General features: G+C 34.6%; 20 protein-coding genes and 6 tRNA genes. 12 read left to right on the top strand and 14 right to left on the bottom strand.

What is annotated here, in order from left to right; all coding sequences use genetic code 11:
- Positions 1-10: 10 nt before the first annotated feature.
- From H7F21_RS01335 to H7F21_RS01315, 5 genes are all read right to left on the bottom strand, one after another.
- Positions 11-415 carry a cupredoxin domain-containing protein gene (locus H7F21_RS01335; protein WP_185787435.1) on the bottom strand — a complete coding sequence of 135 codons (405 nt, stop codon included), beginning with the start codon at positions 413-415 and terminating at the stop codon, positions 11-13.
- A gap of 28 nt (positions 416-443) precedes the next feature.
- Positions 444-992, bottom strand: a complete 549-nt coding sequence (locus tag H7F21_RS01330; protein ID WP_185787434.1) for a carboxymuconolactone decarboxylase family protein — start codon at positions 990-992, stop codon at positions 444-446.
- Between the two features lie 137 nt (positions 993-1,129).
- The gene (locus H7F21_RS01325) at positions 1,130-1,282 is read right to left on the bottom strand and encodes a hypothetical protein (protein ID WP_185787433.1); all 153 of its coding nucleotides are present in this window, start codon (positions 1,280-1,282) and stop codon (positions 1,130-1,132) included.
- A gap of 89 nt (positions 1,283-1,371) precedes the next feature.
- Positions 1,372-2,214, bottom strand: a complete 843-nt coding sequence (locus H7F21_RS01320; protein ID WP_185787432.1) for a helix-turn-helix domain-containing protein — start codon at positions 2,212-2,214, stop codon at positions 1,372-1,374.
- Positions 2,215-2,508: 294 nt separating this feature from the next.
- Positions 2,509-3,033, bottom strand: a complete 525-nt coding sequence (locus tag H7F21_RS01315) for a ferritin (protein WP_185787431.1) — start codon at positions 3,031-3,033, stop codon at positions 2,509-2,511.
- 837 nt (positions 3,034-3,870) lie between these two features.
- Between H7F21_RS01315 and H7F21_RS01310 the strand changes: the two genes are divergently transcribed.
- From H7F21_RS01310 to H7F21_RS01270, 9 genes are all read left to right on the top strand, one after another.
- Complete coding sequence (locus tag H7F21_RS01310; protein WP_185787430.1) at positions 3,871-4,452, top strand: tetratricopeptide repeat protein; 582 nt, start codon at positions 3,871-3,873, stop codon at positions 4,450-4,452.
- Between the two features lie 61 nt (positions 4,453-4,513).
- A tRNA-Asp gene (locus H7F21_RS01305) sits at positions 4,514-4,586 on the top strand.
- Between the two features lie 8 nt (positions 4,587-4,594).
- Positions 4,595-4,681, top strand: a tRNA-Ser gene (locus H7F21_RS01300).
- Positions 4,682-4,781: 100 nt separating this feature from the next.
- Positions 4,782-4,854 (top strand) — tRNA-Glu (locus H7F21_RS01295).
- A gap of 134 nt (positions 4,855-4,988) precedes the next feature.
- Positions 4,989-5,061 (top strand) — tRNA-Leu (locus H7F21_RS01290).
- A gap of 162 nt (positions 5,062-5,223) precedes the next feature.
- Positions 5,224-5,294: transfer RNA gene (locus tag H7F21_RS01285), tRNA-Gln, on the top strand.
- Between the two features lie 79 nt (positions 5,295-5,373).
- Positions 5,374-5,446, top strand: a tRNA-Phe gene (locus H7F21_RS01280).
- Positions 5,447-5,468: 22 nt separating this feature from the next.
- Positions 5,469-5,780 carry a hypothetical protein gene (locus tag H7F21_RS01275; RefSeq protein WP_185787429.1) on the top strand — a complete coding sequence of 104 codons (312 nt, stop codon included), beginning with the start codon at positions 5,469-5,471 and terminating at the stop codon, positions 5,778-5,780.
- A 790-nt stretch (positions 5,781-6,570) separates the two neighbouring features.
- Entirely contained in the window at positions 6,571-7,668 is a 1,098-nt protein-coding gene (locus tag H7F21_RS01270) for a slipin family protein (RefSeq protein ID WP_185787428.1), read from the top strand.
- Positions 7,669-7,722: 54 nt separating this feature from the next.
- Here H7F21_RS01270 and H7F21_RS01265 read toward each other — a convergent pair whose 3' ends face one another.
- The 6 genes from H7F21_RS01265 to H7F21_RS01240 form a co-directional block, all read right to left on the bottom strand.
- Positions 7,723-8,271, bottom strand: a complete 549-nt coding sequence (locus tag H7F21_RS01265) for a YceI family protein (protein WP_185787427.1) — start codon at positions 8,269-8,271, stop codon at positions 7,723-7,725.
- A gap of 71 nt (positions 8,272-8,342) precedes the next feature.
- Entirely contained in the window at positions 8,343-8,702 is a 360-nt protein-coding gene (locus tag H7F21_RS01260) for a hypothetical protein (RefSeq protein ID WP_185787426.1), read from the bottom strand.
- A gap of 10 nt (positions 8,703-8,712) precedes the next feature.
- The gene (locus tag H7F21_RS01255) at positions 8,713-9,564 is read right to left on the bottom strand and encodes a DUF5777 family beta-barrel protein (RefSeq protein ID WP_185787425.1); all 852 of its coding nucleotides are present in this window, start codon (positions 9,562-9,564) and stop codon (positions 8,713-8,715) included.
- A 1-nt stretch (position 9,565) separates the two neighbouring features.
- A complete protein-coding gene (locus tag H7F21_RS01250; RefSeq protein WP_185787424.1) occupies positions 9,566-9,952 on the bottom strand; it encodes an OB-fold protein in 387 nt (128 codons plus the stop codon).
- 160 nt (positions 9,953-10,112) lie between these two features.
- Complete coding sequence (locus H7F21_RS01245; protein WP_343067401.1) at positions 10,113-10,595, bottom strand: hypothetical protein; 483 nt, start codon at positions 10,593-10,595, stop codon at positions 10,113-10,115.
- A gap of 22 nt (positions 10,596-10,617) precedes the next feature.
- Complete coding sequence (locus H7F21_RS01240) at positions 10,618-11,685, bottom strand: hypothetical protein (protein ID WP_185787423.1); 1,068 nt, start codon at positions 11,683-11,685, stop codon at positions 10,618-10,620.
- A gap of 103 nt (positions 11,686-11,788) precedes the next feature.
- Here H7F21_RS01240 and H7F21_RS01235 point away from each other — a divergent pair, with 103 nt between their 5' ends.
- The 3 genes from H7F21_RS01235 to H7F21_RS01225 are packed head-to-tail and all read left to right on the top strand — an operon-like array spanning position 11,789 to position 15,548.
- The gene (locus tag H7F21_RS01235; protein ID WP_185787422.1) at positions 11,789-12,313 is read left to right on the top strand and encodes an RNA polymerase sigma factor; all 525 of its coding nucleotides are present in this window, start codon (positions 11,789-11,791) and stop codon (positions 12,311-12,313) included.
- A 48-nt stretch (positions 12,314-12,361) separates the two neighbouring features.
- Positions 12,362-13,270, top strand: a complete 909-nt coding sequence (locus H7F21_RS01230; protein WP_185787421.1) for a FecR family protein — start codon at positions 12,362-12,364, stop codon at positions 13,268-13,270.
- Positions 13,254-15,548, top strand: coding sequence for a FecR domain-containing protein (locus H7F21_RS01225; RefSeq protein WP_185787420.1), 2,295 nt, complete (start codon positions 13,254-13,256; stop codon positions 15,546-15,548). The genes H7F21_RS01230 and H7F21_RS01225 overlap by 17 nt, the downstream gene beginning before the upstream one ends.
- Before the next feature lie 4 nt (positions 15,549-15,552).
- Here H7F21_RS01225 and H7F21_RS01220 read toward each other — a convergent pair whose 3' ends face one another.
- From H7F21_RS01220 to H7F21_RS01210, 3 genes are all read right to left on the bottom strand, one after another.
- Entirely contained in the window at positions 15,553-16,455 is a 903-nt protein-coding gene (locus tag H7F21_RS01220) for a histone deacetylase family protein (RefSeq protein ID WP_185787419.1), read from the bottom strand.
- 19 nt (positions 16,456-16,474) lie between these two features.
- The gene (locus H7F21_RS01215; protein WP_185787418.1) at positions 16,475-18,856 is read right to left on the bottom strand and encodes a hypothetical protein; all 2,382 of its coding nucleotides are present in this window, start codon (positions 18,854-18,856) and stop codon (positions 16,475-16,477) included.
- A gap of 306 nt (positions 18,857-19,162) precedes the next feature.
- Positions 19,163-21,616 carry an alpha-amylase family protein gene (locus H7F21_RS01210; RefSeq protein ID WP_185787417.1) on the bottom strand — a complete coding sequence of 818 codons (2,454 nt, stop codon included), beginning with the start codon at positions 21,614-21,616 and terminating at the stop codon, positions 19,163-19,165.
- Positions 21,617-21,733 lie beyond the last annotated feature (117 nt).

Raw genomic sequence — 21,733 nt, 5'->3', positions numbered from 1 at the left:
AAGAACTGAATTACTCAACAGTCAAAGTATATTGGGGTGTTGGATTCAAAGGGCAGAAGTACACATATTCACCTTTCGCCAATGACGTTACATTAGATGTTTCTTTTGAGTTGTTCTCTACAGCCTTGGTAACATAAGCCGTTTTTATATGGTTTTCTGGTTTAGAGGCATCTTTTCCTTTAGGTACTAAAACAAAGCCTACTTGATGACCAACATTACTATTGGAGATTTCAAAGATATAATCACCTTTTTTTAATGTGATTTCTTTCTGGGTAAACTCACCTTTGGTTTGTTCTAAAGACACAATTGTTGCTTTTGAGTCTTTCATCATAGCATCTTTTTTCATGCCATCTTGCGCATTACCAGTTAATGTAAAGGTCAATGCTATTACTACTATTGAAATGATTTTTTTCATGATTTTAAAATTTATAGTTTATTAATTATTAAATAGTTTCTAATTCTAATGGTTGCGCCACAGGAAAATCTACAGGAACTTGTGTGGTACTATGGATATAGTTTGAAATCGTTTTATCTCCAACCAAAGCAATTGTGTCGATTAAGTTACCTTTAGTATAACCAGCATTAAAAAAGTTTTCTAAAACTGATTCGTCAGTTCTGCCTCTATTTTCAGTTATGTTTTTTGCCAATTTTGCTAAAGCATCTAGTTTAATATTTACTGAAGAATAACCAGCTCTTAATTCTAAGATTTGCTCATCGGTAAAACCGTTCATTTTTCCTATAGCGGTGTGTGCAGATAGGCAGTACATACAGTCATTTACTTGACTTACTGCAAGGTTTACTACTTCTTTTTCTTTGGCAGATAGCGAAGTCTTTGCATTGGCAAAGTTTAAATAGTTTTCTAATGCTGTATCGCTATGCGCATAAGTAGCATATAGGTTTGGAACAAAGCCTAAACTTTTATTTAGGTTATCGAAAATTGCTTGGTTGTTAGTACTTACGTCTTCTCTTGTTGGTACATTAAATGTGCTCATAATTTTAATTTTTATACTGAAATTTAATTCAGCGATTTTATTATTGTTTATTTGAAATTTTTGTTGGTACAAAGTTGCGATCGATTAGTCTTTTATAAAATGATTATAATTCCCTAAGACTTGTCATTTTTTCCTTTTTAACTAATGTGGGGTTTTTCAGCATCACAGTAGTAATCGTGAAGATGCTTATGTTCACAATGTGTTTTAGGAATAATAGTATTCATGATTTGTTTTGGACTACTTCTAAATATTTCAATAAGATTGAATATCGATTTGTTTTTTAGTGTCATCTTTTCTTGTTTTAGTATTACAGTGCAAAGATGATGTAGAAGCTAATATGATGAAATGAAGAATTTGCCCTTAGGCTTGTCAATTTTTCCTAACTTAAGGATTTTGTACCTTTTTTAAACTCAGATGGTGATTGAGACGTATATTTTTTAAATAGTCTACTAAGATGAGAAGCATCTTCAAAACCGACTTCGTAGGCAATTTCTTTTGCCGTTTTATCTGTATAGGTCAGCAGACGTTTAGCTTCCAAAACAATACGTTGATGAATAATTTGTAATGGACTTCTATTAAGTTTCGCAAAGTTATTGGACAAGGTCTTGGGCGATTTAAACAACTGATCAGCATAAAAGGAAACACTATGCTGCTGCTTAAAATGTTGCTCGACTAAAAAATTAAAAGATCGCAATAAATCTACTTTAGAGCTTTTAGGTGTTTCAACTAGACCATTTTTGGCTTTTAAGAGACGTGTACTTTTAATGATGAATCTAGCCATTAGCATACGTAACATTTCTGCTTGGATATTATCTTCGGTTTCCAGTTCGTCGATAAAGACTTCATGAAGCATTTTAAACTTCTGCTGTTCTTTTTTATCTAAATGAATTACTGGAATATTGGTATTGCCAAAAAACAGGATGCCAACACAACTTACTTCTTGATCGTGATCTTTTATACAATAGAATTCCCTGTTAAATTGATAAACAATGATGTCATTGCCTTTTATATATTGTAAATATTGAATAGGTGTAAGCGCTAGTATGCTATTAGGTGGTAGAGTTAATGGCACGCTATCAATAATAAGACTAATGGCTTCGGAATTTGCCCAGATGAACGTATAAAGCTCTACTTGTTGAGATTTAGAGAACGCGTTTAAATTAGCATCATCTCCAATTTTAAAAAGTGCATCCGTGGAAAATTCTTTGAAAGTATGTGTCATGCTTATCTAAGTCTGTTAATTAGAAAAAACATTACATTATCATTAGGTATTAAGCGACTTTTTTAAGAAGGTCGAAGCACGGACATTTTCTGCAGCGCTTATGCTCATCTTTCTTATACTTTTTACAGCATTTGGATTTTACCTTTCCCAAAGTTTCAACCCCAGAAGTTTTAAGAGCTTTAATACGCTCCTTTTTAAACTTTTTGTTTTTCTTTTTTTTACCCATTGCAGAACTCAAACAATGGCGCAAAAATAATTATTTTTATTTATTCTAAATAAATTTTAACACTTGTGCTAAGCTCCTGTGTTTAAATCTTGGGCAGCAGAATTTATCGTGAGTTGCTGTATATCCCTATCAAACAAGTATAAACCACCTTTATCATCTCCAATCATATTTATCTTGTCTAGGACTGTTCTTGCTACGGCTTCTTCTTCAATTTGTTCAGCGACATACCATTGTAGGAAGTTATGAGTAGCATAATCCTTTTCTTGTAATGATATATGGACTAATTCATTAATGCTTTCGGACACAAAGATTTCATGCGCTAAGAGTTTTTCAAACATTTCCCTAAATGAATTGAATTCAACATTAGGCGCATTAAGTTCAGAGATATGTGCATGGCCACCACGTTCGTTGACAAACTTTACTAGTTTAAGCATATGCTCACGCTCTTCATCAGACTGATCGTACATAAAGTTAGAAATGCCTTCTAAACCTTTAACTTCTGCCCAAACAGCCATGGCTAAATAGACTTGAGATGATTCTGCTTCTATTCTTATTTGTTTATTTAATGCAGCTTCTATTGATTTTGATAACATAATTTCTTCGTTTTATACAAAGATAAGCAGTTATAAATAAGTATTAAAAGGTTTCACTTGTAAGTCATTAGAATAAGCGAATTGAAAAAATTTGTGGCTAAGAAATTTGGAAATTAGGCACAGTTTATGTCATATTTGCAGCACTAATGATTAAAACAATAGCACATAGAGCACCTAAATCACTGATGTATCAGTGGGATTATCGAGGAAATAGTATTGAATTATTTCAACGACAGGGACGTTATGTATCTATTTTTAATCATTAATTGCCTATGATTTAAATACAAAAACTATAAATAGTACAAGCGTCCAAGAAATTGGACGCTTTTTTTATGAAAAAATTTAGATGAATTTGAAAATAGACTTTAAAAAATAAAATAACACGTATTGAAGACTAAGCAATTGGGAGACAGACGCTTGCCAAAAACCTTCAACTATCTGCATAAAGCGGACAGGAATTTCTTTGTCCTCAAATTAGTATAAACAATTGATAATCAATAAATTAAGTTAAAATTTTATTTGTTTTTCTAAAAATAGTTTACATCTTTGCATCGCAGAATTAAATAAACAATTCTCAATAACATAATTAATAACAAAACAAGAAGCCATGCTAAAACATAAAGTAGCATTTCAAAATTTAAGTTATGACCTCGAGTCATTTACACGGCTTCGGTATTTTCTGTAGATAATTTATTTCCCAGAGAAGAATCCGAAGCAAGCAAACTGTTTCGGGTTTTTTATTTCAAAAAATTTAAGAGTACAAAATCTGAACAGTTTTAAGAGTAGCACTTTAAGTGATGCGTTTAAAACAGTAAGGAACTATTGAATAAAACTATCATGGAAAATAATTTACATAACAGCTATTTGTTCAAAGCGATAGAAGCCTATCCTTGGGAATTAGAAAAAGCAGTAGAGGCATTAAATTATGCTTTGTCTTATGACCCAGAAAATGTAAAAACTTTGTATTTAATGGCGAAGGTGCACTATGAGCAATTAGGTGATAACGAAACGGCTAAAAGCTATTTTGAAAGGGCTTTAGCAAGTAGATTGGATATGCCAGATATATATCCAGATTATATCAGATTATTAATTAATAATCACGATTTCAAAGAAGCCCAAAGATTAATTGACTTTGCTAAAACTGTAAAAGGAATTGATAGAGCAGGTATCGCTTTAGTACAAGGTCAACTTTATGAAAGTATGACATTATTTGTAGAAGCCGAGAAGGTTCTTAAAGATGCAAAGCAATTAGCATTGAATAATGATTTTATCAGTTACGTTGATGACATTTTATCTCGAGTAAAGAAGAAAAAAAAGATTCAAGCTAACGAAAATAGAATCATAGAAAATCAGGCTAAAAGAGAAGTCGAAGCCGAACCTAAAAAATGGTTTCAAAATCGACTGAATAATTTATTGTGATTAACAAAAGAAAGGAGAAATAGGAAAATCGGCAAACCTAGGTTTGCCGATTTACACAAAAGATATTGTAGCTCAATGGTTAGAGTGCTCGGTTGTCTCCCGAGAGGTTGCGAGTTCGAATCTCGTCGGTACTGCAAAAAATGGAAGAGCAAGCCAATTGGTGGTGGCCGCAGTCTTGAAAACTGTTAGGAGATAACGACTCGTGTGGGTTCAACTCCCACTTCTTCCGCAAAACGGAGAGTAGGCAAATACTGGTTAGTTGCGCTTACCTGCTAAGTAAGTTTACCATTTTGGTAATTAAGGTTCGATTCCTTTGCTCTCCGCTTAATGCTCTATTAGCATAGTGGTTTAGTGCATCCGACTTTCTATCGGAAGACAAGGGTTCGATTCCCTTATAGAGTACAAATTGAGGTATAGCTTAATTGTTAAAGCACCGAGCTTTTAACTCGGGCGATTTAGGTTCAAATGCGAAGCATTCATGAATACAAAAAAGTAAAATGAATATCCATGAATAATTCCTAATACCTCAACAAATTGCAGGAATGGCGAAACGGTAAACGCACTCGGCTTAGAATCGAGAGACTGGGAGTTCGAATCTCTCTTCCTGTACTAATGCTTCGCTGGCCAAACTGGAAAAGGCAACACGTTTAAGCCGTGTGACTTCTTGGTTCGAATCAAAGGCGAAGTACAAATAAGCTCATGGTGTAGTGGATAGCATTCAAAGTTACGGACTTTGGGGTATAGGTTCGAACCCTATTGAGCTTACAATAATAACCTGTGGTGTAATGGTAACACTCAAGATTTTGATTCTTGTATTATAGGTTCGAATCCTATCAGGTTATCTGGTGTCTATAGTGTAATGGCTCGCACAAGAGGTATATCCTCTAAGATCAAGTTCGAATCTTGATAGACACTTAAACCGGAACAGTAGCAAAGTTGGTCAATGCACCAGATTGAAGCTCTGGCGATATAGGTTCGAATCCTGTCTGTTCCACTAAAATTTAAATTTAGTAGTTATGAGAAATGACATTTTAAAAAGGTTTTTATTTAAAACGGAAAATAGTGGACGATTTATTGTTAAATCTCAGGTTACGGGTATTATCTATTTTGTTGAACCTATAGATAATGGAAAGCCTAATAAGCTTTGGGGCGATGTCGATCCAGTTACGAAAAAGCTAACAGGAGATTATGGCAATATACGCAGAGGTGCAGTTAAGGAAAAAGATTCATTAATAATTTCTGAAAACGGATTCAAGAATATTGATGTTTTCAAGGGAAGTCCCTTAGCTGAAATTGATAGAAGAGATGCTTTACATCAGAGAAAATAAGTATAACCGCCTCGCTTAAATATTAAGCGAGGCTAAAATATCAAGCTGGTCTTGTTGGGTGTTTCGGTATAGCACTATTGTATAATTCGTTGCAGAGATGTATGACGCTTTATATTCAACTAGACTTGAAGGTTTGACTGTTAACCAAATAATAGTCACCGACTCTATAGGTCGTGGGTTCGATTCCCACTCTCAGTGTATCTGAGATAGTTCAGTCTGGTTAGAACAATAGAAGCGTAGTTGTTGTCGGTTCGAATCCGATCTCATTTAAGAATGAGTAGCTCAATTGGCAGAGCACTGCACTGCACTTAAAATGCAGCTCAAGGACAAAGGATGTCCACCAAAGCTTATCATCTTGTAAAACTGATAGAAAAGCAGTCCGTCAAACTGCTCAATAAAAATGACGAAATAGTAGATTGTAAATTGGCTTTAATAGTAACTCATTAGTGTTCAATAAAAAGCAATCTTAGACATACTTTGAACTACTGATTTGTAATCTCAAAAGTGGTTACTACTTTGATTAAAAGTAAAAAGATAAAATAGAGATGTTTTCTTTTTTTGACTGACTTTCATTGTACTGATTATGACTGATATTACTATGAGTAATTCCGTTTGGAAGAGATGATTTGCAATCTACTATTTTCTTAAAAATAGGAATAGAAATAAAGATAAACTTTAAATAGTGCTGAACTCGTCAACACCATTTTGAAGCTGGTAATCCGTCCGTTACAAGTATTACCAAATCGCCTTAGTTGGCAAACACTAATGTTTAATTTTAAAAACAAAAATAATGTTACGAGTAAGAATTAATGTAGGAAAAGTAGGTTTAGTATTCAAAAGAGGTGATTACGTTAAGGTAATTACTCAAGGAGTACACTGGTTAGGTTTAAATCAACGTGTATTAACGTATGATTTAAGTACTATTTTCATAGCACCACTAGCATTAGAAATCTTATTAAAAGATGAGGTTTTGGCTAACATGCTAGACGTTATCGAGGTAAAGGACGGAGAATTGGTTTTACTTTACGAAAAAGGCAACTTTAAATCTGTTTTAACTTCTGGTCGCTATGCATACTGGAAAGGTTTGATTGAGCGTGAGTACGTACGTGTAGATTTAAGCAAAATCTACATTACAGAAAGCTTAGACAAATCATTATTCAGCAAATTAGAAGTTAGTAAATACATTAGAACGTTTGAAGTAGCAGCTTACGAGAAAGCGGTGCTTTTAGTAGATGATGTATATACAAAAACTCTAGAAGGTGGTACTTATCGTTTCTGGAGAAATGATACTACTGTTAAAATTGCTAAAGTGGATTTACGTCAGCTCCAATTAGAAATTGCAGGACAAGAATTGTTAACTAAAGATAAAGCGGCCATCCGTATTAACTTTTACACACAGTACAAAGTTACAGATGTAGAAAAAGCACTTTTAGATAACAAAGATTACGAAAAGCAATTATACATTACTATGCAATTAGTTTTGCGTACTTATGTTGGCGCCTACACTTTAGATGAATTGCTAGAACGTAAAGAAAATATTGCAGAAGCTGTATTTGAAGACGTAAAAGCAGGTGCCTCTAAACTAGGCGTAACCGTTTTAAACTGCGGTATTAGAGATGTAATTTTAACCGGTGAAATGAAGGATATTATGAACCAAGTTTTAGTTGCACAAAAGAAAGCACAAGCTAATGTTATTATGAGACGTGAAGAAACAGCTTCTACGCGTAGCTTGCTAAATACGGCAAAGTTGATGGAAGAGAATGACATGCTGTACAAGCTAAAGGAGATGGAATATGTTGAGAAAATCGCTGATAAAATTGGCGAAATCACAGTTTCTGGTAATGGAAATATGGTAGCACAATTAAGGGAGATTTTCTCCGTAAAATAAGTGGGTGTAAAAAAAGCGCAAGTGATTCACTTGCGCTTTTAGTTCTGGGACATATTACTTTTTGGCTAGCTCAAAATTAAAATCTATATCGACCTCGTCAGATAATTTATTGGCAACTATCTTTGGAATCTCAATTTCAAAATCTGAGACTAGCACTTTAAAACTACCTGATAAAACAATTTTACCGTCTGCAAGCTTTATCGTCATTGAAATATCTTTTAGTTCTTTTGTTACACCATGAAATGTCAATGATCCATTAACAGATGTAGAACCCTCTGACGCACTTAAATTATCAAACTTAAAACCGTTTATTTTACCTTTAAAAGTGGCTTTGGGATGTTTATCAGATTCGGCATAATTTTCATTAAAATGCTCTTCCATCAATGCATTTTTAAAACGAAAAGCCTTTACCAAAGCCAATGCTGCGAATTCACCATTTTCTGTGTTTAAGATTGCTGTTACTGAGTTGTTTTTGGCAGCGACCTCTTCAAAAGATGGTACTGAAGCTTCAAAATCTAATGAACCGGTTTTAGTTAGGTATTTGCTTTGTCCGATAGCACTTAAGCTTACACAGAATAGTGCTATAAATGTGATTTTTTTCATGGTATAATTTTTATCTAAATTTAGTTAATATCATTAGGGAAGCATTTATTATGCCATATGTCCGTCATGGGTTAATTTTCCAATAAACCTTCTTGTTCCCATTGAATAACAAGGTCAATTAAATTTTGCGGTAATCTTGGTCCTCCAGCAGGCATAACTGATCCATCTGTAGCTGAAATACGACCTATTAAGTTTCTGTTTTCGACAGCCTGCTTAACATTATCAAAAGTGATTAATGGCATTGGAGCGCCATTGACTGGAGGATTGTTGTGACAGTTTATGCAATTATTGTCTATAATTGATTTAATATTAGCGTCATAAGTAACAAAATCATCAATTATAATTTCTTCAGATAGATCGTCTTCACTATTATAAGAACAGCTAAAAAACAATGTTACAAATAGTATGAGTATTGGATATTTTGATTTCATAATTATTTTTTTAAAACACACGACTTAAATTAAACCCAAAGTAGATATCTCCATCTGCCCAATCTCCTGTGGCTTGTCCGATGAAACCATTAGTATTCATGGCTTGCGCATTGGTAAAATGCATTTGGAATACATGACCTCCAGTTTCTAAATCAAAACCAATTGAGAGTGGATTTTTAAAAGGAGAGTTATCAGCTCTATTAAGATGCCAGCCATAGTCCACATTAACAGACCAACGCTTACTAAGCTTGTGTCTACCACCTAAGCCAAGTGCGTATTGCGAATTGTGCTGCTCGTCTACAAACACAAAATTATCATGGAAAAATGTTGGAGCGATCTCAAAAGAAAAATTAGAATTTACTTTTCTAGATATCAATAACTGCGCGGTATATCCCAGACGATCACTAAATTCTAACTTTGGCAGGTTATCTTCTTCTAAAGATGAATTTATTAATATAGAGTTGTAGCCGACAATAGTAAAAGGAAACCCATTGTCTTTTTGTCTAACTAATCTGTATTTTGCTGAAGCTTCATATATCTTTTGAAATGAGCTACGAGACACACCAACGTTAATAGCATCAGTAATACCATAGACAAAATTGATCCTAGTTACGGCATCATCGAGCCCAAAGAAACTATCAAAACCGTTCTCTATACTACCAAATCGATGGGCAACAATTAGTGTGAGTTCTTTTTTAGCAACAAGTTTTGTAGATTCAAAATTCACAACTTTTAAACCTTTAAAAGCTGCTGTTGCATATTGATCTCCTACGGAATCTGTATCTATCTCACTCAACAAATCGTCTTGAGCATTTAATGAGATAGTCACCAAAAATAATATAAATGTAAAATAATGTTTCATGTTAATTGATTATAGTGCATTGATCTAGTTTTACTTGTTCTAATAAGTCATCGTAGCCAATGACGCGTCCTTTTATTTTTATTGTATCGGTTTTATCTAGAGCTGTTGTAATAACATCTGAAAATTGACAAAAAGCCTTATCGTCTATGGTGATGTCATTAGTATTTATTTCTGATATTATCCCTGAGATCTCTATAGTTTTATTTAAAAATTTTTGTTCAGCTGAAGTGATATCTTCAGAAAACAGTGTTGCTATTTCAGAGGAGGGCATTGAAAATTCTGCCGTTTCAGTTTCAATATCCCTGTGATCTTGATAAATGTAGTTGTATCCAAATATTGCAGCAATAATTAATATTACAGCAAAAATTATTATCTTTTTTTTTGTCATGAGCGAGCTCTTTTATAAATGTGATTTAAAGTTAGTTAATTTAATTAGAAAAGGCCTCAGATATCTAAACGCTCCGAAGTCATTTTCTACTATTACTCAAAGGTGTATTGCGTTCAACTTAATAAAAAATAATTTAGTAATACCTTTTTTAATGACAGGTTTAATTTTTTTGAAAAACTAATGTATCCGGACTACCATCGCCACCACTAACATCCATGAGGCTCAATGTTGCGCTATTATGGCTAACAATATCCCAATCGTCATTTAAATCTTCAAGGTCGTTATCGTCTGGTACTGGAAAAAAAATATTGAAATCAATATCATTGTCACTGTCGCTGTCGTCATTACTATTACTGCTATTCCTTACAGACCATGTACCGTTGTAAGTGATTGTGCCATTTGTAGCCACTAGAGCACCATCAGCTTCAAAAGTAAAGTTGTAACCGTTAAAATCACTAGTTTCATTATCCCCAGAATCTATATAGCTACTAATTCGCCATGTTCCAGATTGTACGTTATTCTCAATTTGTGAAATTTCTTGAGAGTTGTCATCGTTTTGGTCATCATCATCATATGAGCATGCCAAAATCATTGCTGCGAAGCTCAACATAAATAGTGATCTGTAAAACCATTTTCTTTTCACGAGTCCTAGATTTTTTATATGATTAATCACAATCATTTTCATATCGTAGTCTATCATCATCACCAACCCTAAGGTCTACTTTTGTTTCGTCAGAACAATTTTCTAATTCGTGTAAAATCCAATTATTGTTACAAAGTGGTAGTGCTGGGACATCAATTAGAACCTCAAGATTATTTCCAGAACCACTTGCCACCCAAGTACCCATAACAGTAGTTGTATTCCACGACACGGAAAGTGCTCCATTATTAAAAAAGTTAAACGTATAGCCATCGTAGATATCGTCATAGTCAATGCCATTGCGTTCAATTTTGTCTACTTCCCAGTTAGAACAACTGGTTAGTAGTTCCTCAACAGCAAGAGTTGTACAATTGTCACAATCATCATCATTGTAGTCATAGTCATCATCTTCGTCGCACGAGTCGGTGGCATTTTCGATAGCTGTTTCAAGCTCAACAAAGTTGTTAATACTGATTTCAGAATTATCAGCTAATATTACAGTGATTGGAAAGTCCATAGTTACGATATTGGCTTCATCTATGTCTTCAACAAAATTATAAAGCTCGTTATCGTTATCAATAATTATAGTATCTAACAATTCGTTACTAGGGTTAAATATTGAAGCCTCTATAGGATAGTTGAAATCAATACATTCTATATCGTCGTCGTCAATATTTTCTCCATTACAACCGCTGGTGTAACTATTAAATTCTGATAGATTGTTGATTGTTATTTCGGAGAAATCGGCTAACACAATTGTAATTGGAAAATTGATATTTATTGTATTGTCATCATCATCGGATTCATCGAGAACACATTCAATTACCGCATAGTCTTCTTGTGAAGTTACAATTATTTCAACGCTATTAACCACAACAGTATATGGAAAAGCGATATCAAAGCAATTCGCTCTATCAACTATATTATCTAATGAGCCATCGTTAGATGTTGTTCTTTGTATTAGAGTTGCGATACTAGAATTGGCTCCCAAAATCTCCTCTTCAGGTGTCTCAATAAATTGGGTCTCTTCCTTTCTGCATGATGAGAAAATCAAAGTAAAGATCAAGAATATTAAAGTTGTTTTAAGTTTCATGATGACTTTGTTTTATTTCCGTTTAATATAGAACAACTAACTTTTAAAAACTACTGAACTTTTTAAAAAAATATTTCAATATCTTTATCAAAACTATTTACAATTGCCAGAAAACCTTAGTGAGAATATCTGCCAAGAGGCAGCGTTTGAGCGAATTTATAATAAGTACTCAGATGATGTACATAACTTTTTGTACTATAAATATGGTGCGCAATTCAATCCAAGAGATAAAGCGCAAGAAGCCTTTATTAAATTATGGGATAATTGTAAAAAGGTAACTTTTGCCAAGGCTAAGTCCTTTTTATTTACCGTAGCTAATAACATGATGTTGAATGACATTAAGCATCAGAAAGTTGTACTGAAACACAAAAAAACAAAGCCTAAACACTATACCAATGAAACTCCAGAGTTTGTTTTGGAGCAAGATCAATATTTAGAAAAGTATAATAAAGTACTGGCAAGTCTAAAAGAAGAACAGCGTGTTGCATTTTTAATGAATAAGGTTGAAGGTAAAAAGCAAAGTGAGATTGCTGAGTTTTTAGGAGTGACACAAAAAGTGGTGGAGTATAGAATTTATAGTGCCTTTAATGTTTTAAAAAAAGAATTAGAGAATTTTAAATTAAAATAATCAGGAGAAACAGAAGCTAAGTTGTTATATGCTTAAGGAGATTAGTTTATGATTGAGGACGGTTTGTTAAGAAAATGGTTGAATGATGAACTTACAGATGCCGAAAAACTGGCATTTAGTAAGAGAGAAGATTATGCCTTGAATCAAGATATTATTGAAAAAGCAAAGTATTTTAAAGCTTCAGAATTTTCTAAGATGGATGACTTTCAAACATTCAGGGATATATACAAGACTAAACCAAAAACTAAATCTATTAATTGGATAAGACCCCTACTAAAAATAGCTGCATTGGTGGTTGTATCTTTAGGTGTTTACTTTACTTTTTTTGGAAATGATTTAATTGAAGAACGTACCTTGGCAAGTGAACAGACCACAATAAATTTGCCCGATTTATCGCAAGTGACTTTAAATGCCAATTCAGAGATTACTTATGACGTTGATTCATGGAATTCTAAAAGACGATTAAATCTAAAAGGCGAGGCCTATTTTAGAGTGGCAAAGGGAAAAACCTTTGCTGTTATTACTGAGTATGGAATAGTTAGTGTTGTTGGTACAAAGTTTAATGTAAAAGCACGAGACAATTATTTTGAAGTGGAGTGTTACGAGGGTATTGTTAAAGTAACTTCGGATACCATTATGAGACATTTGCTAGAGGGTGATACCTATCGTATTTTAAACAATGAATTTAGTGAAGTTGAAATTTTTGATCCAGCACCAGAATGGATTAATAAAAGAAGTCGTTTTAGGGCTATACCATTCGAAGAAGTGATATATGAGTTAGAGCGTCAGTATAATATTAAAGTAGTGGTTAAAGGCGCAGATACAGGTCGATTATTTACAGGTGGCTTTACACATACCAACCTAGAAAATGCCCTTTCTGCAATTACACAACCAATGAATTTAACATTTGAAATTAGTTCACTCAACCAAGTACTAATTCATGGCAATACAGATTAAGCGATTAATAACAGTACTATTTCTAGGCTTTATTTTTTCTTTTCAAATACATTCTCAAGACACCGAGAAGAAAAAACCGTTGTCTGAAATTCTGAGCGCTTTAGAGCAGCGTTTTAATATTCAGTTTAATTATGCAGAAGACCTTGTTTCTAGCGTTAAGGTTATAGGACCATCTCAATCATTATCATTAGAAGAGGTCTTAAATTATCTAAAGGAAAAAACTAATTTTATATTTCAGCTTACGGATGATAATATGGTTTTAGTGATCACAAAAGCGGCGGACTTTGATCTTCAGGAATTATCCGAAATTATAGTTTCAGGTTATATTGTTAAAGGGATTAATAAGCTAAGCAACGGATCATTTGAGATAGATGTTTCAGATTTCGATATACTTCCAGGCTTAATAGATACAGATGTATTACACGCTGTTCAAGCTTTTTCTGGTATTCAAAGTATAAATGAAACGGTATCTAATATTAATATTAGAGGAGGCTCTCACGACCAAAACCTTATTTTATGGGATGACATTAAAATGTACCAGTCTGGACATTTTTTTGGACTCATTTCCATGTTTAATCCTCAAATTACCGAGCGAGTATCACTCACTAAAAATGGTTCTGCTACTGAATTTACAGATGGTGTTTCGGGAACCATTTCAATGCAAACTGAAAAAGAAGTAAATGACACTTTTAAAGGGAACGTTGGTATTAATTTCATTGATGCTAATGGTTTTGTGGACATACCTATTAGCGATAAATCTTCTTTGCAAGTTGCTGCAAGAAAATCTATTAGTGATTTTACAGAGACACCAACCTATAACAATTTTTTTGAGCGTATTTCTCAAGATACAGAAGTAGAGAATAATGCCATGAGTATTATCAATTCCGATAAGGCTTTCGATTTTTATGATGCATCATTACGTTGGATTTATAAAATAAATAATAAGGAAGAACTTAGAGTCAATTTTATAAATGTGGCTAATGAATTGATGTTCAATGAAAACACCTCCATGGGTTCAGTTGATGACTCAAGACAAAGTAGTTTGTCTCAGAATAGTATTGCAGGTGCTATTGCCTATTCAAAAATCTGGAATACGAAATGGCAAACCACGCTCGAAGCCTATGAAACCGATTATAAACTCAAATCTATAAATGCAAATGTGTTAGAGTCGCAGCGTTTTCTTCAGGAGAACAAAGTGTCTGAAACAAGTTTAAAGCTTAAGACCAATTATAAAATTAACAATCAATTACAATTACAAAATGGCTATCATTTTGTTGAAACTCAAATTACTAATTTGGATGATGTAGATATTCCACGCTTTCGATTGTTGGTTTCGGAAGTGGTAAGAACACATGGTATTTTTTCGCAACTTTCCTATAAGTCTAAAGATAGAAATACAACTATAATTACAGGATTGAGGTATAACTATATTGACAAGTTTAGTAAACATCTTTTAGAACCAAGAATAAGCTTTTTACATAAATTTCTCGACCATTTTTCTGTAGAGGCTTTGGGCGAATTTAAAAATCAAAATACATCTCAAGTCGTTAATTTTCAGAATGATTTTTTGGGTATTGAGAAGCGAAGGTGGCAATTGTCTAATAACGATGATATTCCCGTCATCCAAAGTCGTCAAGGATCTATTGGTCTAGCTTTCAATAAAAATGGCTGGTTAATTAGCGCAGACGGTTACTATAAGAAAGTGAAAGGGATAACCACTCAGAGTCAAGGATTTCAGAACCAGTATGAGTTTGAGAGAACTAGTGGTTTTAACGAAGTTAGAGGGTTGGACTTTATTATAAGAAAGCAGTTAGAAAAGTTTAACTCTTGGCTGAGTTATTCTTATATGAATAGTGATTATAGTTTTAAAGATTTAGCTGAAAGTAGATTTCCAAGCAACTTTAATATTAGACATGCCATCACTTTTGGAACGAATTACACCTCCGAAAAACTAAAACTATCAGCAGGTTTAAATTGGAATTCGGGAAGACCAACAACGCGCCCTATTGAAGATAATGCGATCTTAAATGATAACATCAATTTTGAAGCAACCAATTCATCGGAATTACAGGATTATTTAAGGGTTGACGTCTCTGCTTTATATAATTTTAATTTGGGTTCTAAGACCAAAGCCAATTTAGGACTATCCGTTTGGAATCTTTTGGATAGAGAGAATATTATAAACAACTTTTATCGCATTAATGATGGAGAGATAGTTGAAATTAGACAGCGTTCATTGGGTATTACGCCAAACGTTGTGTTTAGAGTTAATTTTTAATTCTTCAAAAGAAAATGTCTTGTGCCAAACGAAACGTATTGGCATGTGCCTCTACGATCGTCTTAATATCTGGCGAATAACCACCTCCCATACTACACATCACAGGTATGTTATAAGTTTTGCATAGTCCTAGTACAAAACGGTCACGTTCTTTGCAACCATCTATTGACATACCAAGTTTTCCTAATTTATCAGATGCAATAACATCTACACCACAGAGATAATAAATAAAATCTGGTTCTTGTTCTTCTATGAGTCTTGGCAAGGTGTTTTTTAATAGCTCGAGGTACGTTTTGTCATCAGTATCATTTTCTAGAGCAATATCTAAATCACTCTGTTCTTTTTTAAAAGGATAGTTACCTTTTCCATGCATGGAAAAGGTAAAAACGGTATCATTGTTCTGAAAGATTTCTGCTGTACCATTCCCTTGGTGTACATCGAGATCTACGATTAAGATTTTTTTTACCAAACCTTTTTGTTGAAGATATCGCGCGCCAATCGCTTGGTCATTTAATAGGCAAAAAGCCTCACTATGATTAGTGTAGGCATGATGCGTGCCACCTGCGATATTCATGGCAATACCGTGTTTTAGGGCATATTTACTAGCTTTCATAGTACCATCCGCAATAATGACCTCGCGTTCTACCAAGACCTCACTTAATGGAAATCCAATTTTTCGCGCTGCACGCTGATCTAATGTGATATTCACTAAATCATAATAATACTCAGGGCTGTGAATAGCTAATATATATTTATCGTTTGGTTTATTGGGTTCAAAAAAATTATTGTCATGGCAAGTGCCTTCATGGCGTAATTGCTGCGGCAATAATTCATATTTTTCCATTGGGAAACGATGCCCTTTTGGAAGTGGATGTTTGTATATAGGGTGGAATGCTATTTTGAGCATGTACAATTAGACATTTTGCCTAATTTAATGATATAGATTTCTCTTCAAAAATAAAAGAGCCATCATTTGCAATACCTTCTATAAATAATTTTATAGGAACATTAGGCTTTTTGATCTTAAAATCAAAGTTACCATCGGCACCACTATTAATTTGAGGTTTCCAATCCACGGTGCCATATTTTAAATAAAACTCGTCGTTGTAGTACTTGTATTTTGGAACATAGAATGTCTTGCTCGCAGCAAACTTCAATGGGAGTTCATAAGTTTGACCTATTTCTCTCGGGCCTTCAGGATCTAATTTGGGATTTGTATATATTCTTAAAATACCACCAGAGCCTTTCAAAGTTTCTCCAACACCAACTCCTAATCCTGTTCTATTGATCTCTACATAATCAACATTATTCATTAAAATAAATCTTCGAGGTAAAGATCTACCAAAATATGAATCATCTACAAAGACATCCATAGGAACAACTCCTCCTGGTCTTATGTTTCTTGATAAATAATAGATGATATCCACACCTGTATCATCAACTTGAACATTTTTAGTTCTTACATAATCTTCAAAACTAAAAAAAGCTTGTCTTTCCTCGCTGGTAATGACCTCGACATTATTACCAAATCTTGTACTATTAAGCTTTTCCGCTCTTAATCGCGCTCTATCTCTTTCGGTAACTATAACGACCTCCTCTAGTTTTTGCACCTTGCCTAGCGACTCCATTTTCATTTCATTAGTATTCAAATGCGCTAGGGTGATATACTCATGTTTTGGTTTTAACAAAGTGTTATTATTGTTTAGATATGGAACGTTATATGGAAAACTCTGAAGATATAACCTAGGGACATTCATGGTATTGTTTTTAGTGACCTCGGTAATAAATAACTTTTCATCTTCTTCCAGAAAAATATTATTGACGATGAAAGATTTTTGTCCTTTCTCTGGCTTTATGACCAATCCCTTATCTCTATTACTTATATCTACCATATAGGCCTCAGTATTTTTAATATTTTTAGTATTAACATTGGCCTTTATAGTTATGCCTCTTTCAAAAGGATATCTCATTACGCTGTCGCTAAAAATATCATCCCAGTCGTAGCTGCTCCATCCTTGGGTAATCAATAAGTTATCCATATCGAGCTTTGTCCGCGTATTGACCTCGCCAAAATAGTATTTGGAACCTTCTATCTGCCCTTTGATGTATGGCCTTAAAAAGTTAGACGCCATTATATTATCATATCTGCTGTAGCAGTCCGTCTCAGTGGGAAGGATGGATACGCTCAGGCTGTTGAACTTGGTTGGGTCGATGTTGAATGCCATCTTCAGGTTTATGGAATCGCCAACGGCCTTTGCGGTCACGGATTGCGACTGTAACCTGTCAATACCATCGTAGTTGAAGAATAGTCGCTCTGCAATGGGCTGGTTGTTCCCATCGAATAGCGTGAATATGTTTATTCCAGCAGGAAGGTCTGAGAGATCATAGGACTTGGTTATCGATCTGGCGTCTTCGAAACCAATATCGATGGCATTTATGCCATTGCCATTGTGCAGGGTCAGCTTGAGCGGCCGGTCCTCTAGATATTCGAGGCCTTTCTCGTTAGTAGCTATGGTGACCAAGGCCTTGTCCTTTAGTGCAGCAACGCTAAGGGTGGCGCCAACGGGCTCGATGGTTGTGTTGAGATCGAAAACGAACGCCTTGTTCTTATAATCTATTTTGGCGGTGTAATCGTTCCCTAGCTCTGGCAATAGCAGGAACCTGCCTATGCCCAAGTGGTTGACCTGGAATTCTGATACCATTTGGCCGTCCTTGTCATGGATGGTTCCCTTGAGATTGGGCACGCCATAGCCCTTACTATCCTTGATCACCACACCGATCGTATTGTTCACCTTGTCTAGCAAGTGGCCACTTTCTGGCAAGAACTGGGCGTCAATGGTATTTTCCACAAAAGCTGTCTCTATGTACTGTTCGACCTTAGGATCGATGATCCTTATGGTCTCCGCAAAGTAGTCCTGTTGGTCGAAGTTACGCATCCAGTTGGTATATGCCTTTATGGTGTAATGGCCAGAGGTAAAGCTGGAGTCTAGCTCTATGATGTTTGAGGCCACGCCATTTTCCAGTTTGAGGAGCTTCTGTTTTATGATGTTGTTGCCCTCGTCCTCGATGCTCACGTATAGGTTGGTGGCCATCATGGAGTTGCGTTTTGTCTTCTTGTCGAGCACGTATGCCGTAAGGCCTATATGCTCGCCCTTGATATAGGTGGACTTGTTTAGGTGGAGATAGGCAACCTCTCTAGGTGTCTCCGCGTACTCTTCGAAAGCCTCGGTAATGGCTTCGGTATCTTGGGCATAGGATATAGAGCTAAAGACTAAAGATAAAATAAGCAAACGTAGTGATACTTTCATAATCAAGCTGTTTTTATAAAGATAGTTAAAAGCGCTTTCTATTAATTTCTGATTAACTGATTATTAACTATTGGAAGTGGTTATAACTATTATAATTATTAGTTATACAAGCTCAAGGAAAAGTTATAAATCAACTATATTTCGATATCAGTAATTCAATTAATAAAAACCTTTTTCAAGTTAAAGATTAAAGGTTCTTATTAGAACTCAAAATGAGTAAAACTACCTTTTAGTTGAGTTACATAAGCTTTTCGATGAGTAAAGTCAAAGAATTTTTTTTTTAGTAAAAAGTCTTCGATTAATTTTTTAATCAAAAGAGATGGTTTTTTCTTCAAAAATGAATGCACTATCATTGACAATGCCTTCAATAAATAGAGTTACAGGAATACTGGACTTATTTATTTTAAAACTAAAGTTACCATTGACGTTACTACTAACTCGAGGTTTCCAATCCACAACGCCATAGTTTAAATAGAAATCATCATTATAATACTTGTACTTGGGGACATAGAATTTTTTATTGGTAGCGAACTTGAGTGGAAGTTTGTACGATTTACCTGTTTTTTTATTTGAGGAGGCCTGCTGTGCATGCTTAGGGTTTGTATAAATTCTTATAATACCGCCTGAGCCCTTAAAACCCTGTCCTACACCTGTACCTAAACCTGTTTTGTTAATCTCAACATAATCAATGTTTTGAAGCAGAAAAAATCTAGGTGCAATTTCTTGACCGATATATGCATCATCTACAAAAATGTCCATTAATTGGTTACTATTTGGGCTTATGCTAGTGCCTGTGTAAAACGTAATACCACTGTTAGCGTCAGGGCTTCGTCCACTAGTACGAACTGCACGTGTTTCATAAACCGTTACCCCACCTTTAACCCTAATATATTCTTCTAGTGTAGAAAAAGACTCTCTGTCTTTTTCGGTAATGACTTTTATATTATTTCTAAAACTCTTTTTATTTAATTCGTCCGTTCTTATTCTTACCTTATCTCTTTGCGCTTCAATTAGAACTTCATCAAGTTTTTGGACCTTATTAATGGGTTTTATCGATTTTATATCAACGTCTTCTATATATGCTAGAGTTTCGTAGAGAAACTTAGGTTTTAAAACAGGTTTGTTTTTATCTAAATAAGGTATTTTATTAGGAAAACCTTGTAGATATAGGTTTGGAACTTTGAGACCATTAGTTTTATGAAGTTCTGATATATAAATGTTTTCATTTCCCTCAAGGAAGACATTATTTAATACGAAAGATTTTTGATCTATGTTTGGCTTGATAATTAAACCTTTGACTTTATTACTTATATCTACCATATAGGCCTGAATGTTCTTTATATCCGTATTATTTACATTAGCCTTAACTGTGATACCCTGTTCAAATAGGAATTTGAAAGTTTCTGGAGCGTCAAATATATTGTTCCAGTCATAGCTGCTCCAGCCCTGTGTCAACAGAAGATTGTCCATATCTAATTTTGTCCTTGGGCTGACCTTTGTAAAATAGTGCTTGGAACCCTCAACTTGCCCCTTGACGTATGGACTGAGGAAATTAGCGGCAAGAATATTATTGTGCCTGTCGTAGCATTGGGTCTCCGTTGGAAGCACGGATACGCTTATACTGTTGAACTGACTAGGAGACATATTGGCGAAGTTCACTTTCAGGTTGATGGAATCACCAACCGCCTTTGCCGTAATAGGCGAGGATTCCAGCCTTCTGATACCATTATAGTTAAAGAAGAGGCGTTCCGCAATAGGATGGTTGTCATTGTTGAAGAGTGTAAATATATTGATCCCAGTGGGCATACTAGTTAGATCATATGATTTCACTATGGACTTGGATTCTCTGAACATGACCTCTTGTGCATAGATGCCATCACCATTATGCAGCGTCAGGGTATAGGTTTTATCCTTAACTACCTCAAGGCTCTGATCGTTAGTTGAAAGGGTTATGTATGTTTTGTTCTTGGATCCCACAACACTTAGAACAATGCCAATGGGCTCAATGGGCTGATTGAGGGAGAAGGTGAATTCCTTGTTAAGGTAGTCGATCTTAATGGTATAGTCGTTGTCAAGTTCTGCAAGTAGGAGGAATTTACCTATGCCGAGATGGTTTACTTGGAACTCCGTTATGAGGAGGCCGTCTTTATTGTAGACCCTACCTTTCGCATTGGGCACACCAAAACCATTTTGGTCCTTGAGCACCACACCAACGGTATTGTTGACCTTATCCAGCAAGTGTCCGCTTTCGGGAAGGAACTGTGCATCGATGGTAATTTGTACTGCTTCCGTTTCAATATATTCCTCGACTTTTGGATCTATAATCCTGATGCTTTCAGCGAAATAGTCTTGTTGTTCGAAGTTCCGCATCCAATTAGTGTAGGCTTTTATGGTGTAATAGCCGGATGTGAAGCTGGAATCGAGTTCAATGATGTTAGAGCTTATACCATTTTCTAATTTTAGCAGCTTTTGTGTTATTACTTTATTATCGCTATCCTCGATACTCACGTATAAGTTGGTGGCGATTAGTGAGATCTTCTTGGTCTTTTTATCAAGGACATATGCGGTAAAGCCCACTTGCTCCCCTTTGATATAAGTAGATTTGTTCAAGTGTAGATAAGCAACCTCTCTGGGTATATTGTTGTAGTTTTCAAAAGCATCTGTAATGACAGTATTTTTCTTATTTTGTGCGTAAGATTGAAAGCTTAGAATAAAGTATGCGATTATCAGTTTTGAGCATATATAAAGTATATTCTTCATGTGTAAGTTTTTCTAAAAATAGACCAAATTATAATCGACCGATTATTAATTAACTCATCGTTAACTATTACAAACAATTATACTTTAATTCTTAATCATAAAGTAGCGTAACTTCAA

This window comes from Winogradskyella flava (assembly GCF_014243395.1).
Taxonomy (GTDB): Bacteria; Bacteroidota; Bacteroidia; order Flavobacteriales; family Flavobacteriaceae; genus Winogradskyella; species Winogradskyella flava.
The sequence above is the reverse complement of the archived record's forward strand: the minus strand, read 5'-3'. Positions and strand labels throughout refer to the sequence as shown.

Coding starts and splice junctions, on each gene's coding strand:
- H7F21_RS01335 (WP_185787435.1), bottom strand. CDS start 415: ATGAAAAAAATCATTTCAATAGTAGTAATAGCATTGACCTTTACATTA.
- H7F21_RS01330 (WP_185787434.1), bottom strand. CDS start 992: ATGAGCACATTTAATGTACCAACAAGAGAAGACGTAAGTACTAACAAC.
- H7F21_RS01325 (WP_185787433.1), bottom strand. CDS start 1,282: ATGACACTAAAAAACAAATCGATATTCAATCTTATTGAAATATTTAGA.
- H7F21_RS01320 (WP_185787432.1), bottom strand. CDS start 2,214: ATGACACATACTTTCAAAGAATTTTCCACGGATGCACTTTTTAAAATT.
- H7F21_RS01315 (WP_185787431.1), bottom strand. CDS start 3,033: ATGTTATCAAAATCAATAGAAGCTGCATTAAATAAACAAATAAGAATA.
- H7F21_RS01310 (WP_185787430.1), top strand. CDS start 3,871: ATGGAAAATAATTTACATAACAGCTATTTGTTCAAAGCGATAGAAGCC.
- H7F21_RS01275 (WP_185787429.1), top strand. CDS start 5,469: ATGAGAAATGACATTTTAAAAAGGTTTTTATTTAAAACGGAAAATAGT.
- H7F21_RS01270 (WP_185787428.1), top strand. CDS start 6,571: ATGTTACGAGTAAGAATTAATGTAGGAAAAGTAGGTTTAGTATTCAAA.
- H7F21_RS01265 (WP_185787427.1), bottom strand. CDS start 8,271: ATGAAAAAAATCACATTTATAGCACTATTCTGTGTAAGCTTAAGTGCT.
- H7F21_RS01260 (WP_185787426.1), bottom strand. CDS start 8,702: ATGAAATCAAAATATCCAATACTCATACTATTTGTAACATTGTTTTTT.
- H7F21_RS01255 (WP_185787425.1), bottom strand. CDS start 9,564: ATGAAACATTATTTTACATTTATATTATTTTTGGTGACTATCTCATTA.
- H7F21_RS01250 (WP_185787424.1), bottom strand. CDS start 9,952: ATGACAAAAAAAAAGATAATAATTTTTGCTGTAATATTAATTATTGCT.
- H7F21_RS01240 (WP_185787423.1), bottom strand. CDS start 11,685: ATGAAACTTAAAACAACTTTAATATTCTTGATCTTTACTTTGATTTTC.
- H7F21_RS01230 (WP_185787421.1), top strand. CDS start 12,362: ATGATTGAGGACGGTTTGTTAAGAAAATGGTTGAATGATGAACTTACA.
- H7F21_RS01225 (WP_185787420.1), top strand. CDS start 13,254: ATGGCAATACAGATTAAGCGATTAATAACAGTACTATTTCTAGGCTTT.
- H7F21_RS01220 (WP_185787419.1), bottom strand. CDS start 16,455: ATGCTCAAAATAGCATTCCACCCTATATACAAACATCCACTTCCAAAA.
- H7F21_RS01215 (WP_185787418.1), bottom strand. CDS start 18,856: ATGAAAGTATCACTACGTTTGCTTATTTTATCTTTAGTCTTTAGCTCT.
- H7F21_RS01210 (WP_185787417.1), bottom strand. CDS start 21,616: ATGAAGAATATACTTTATATATGCTCAAAACTGATAATCGCATACTTT.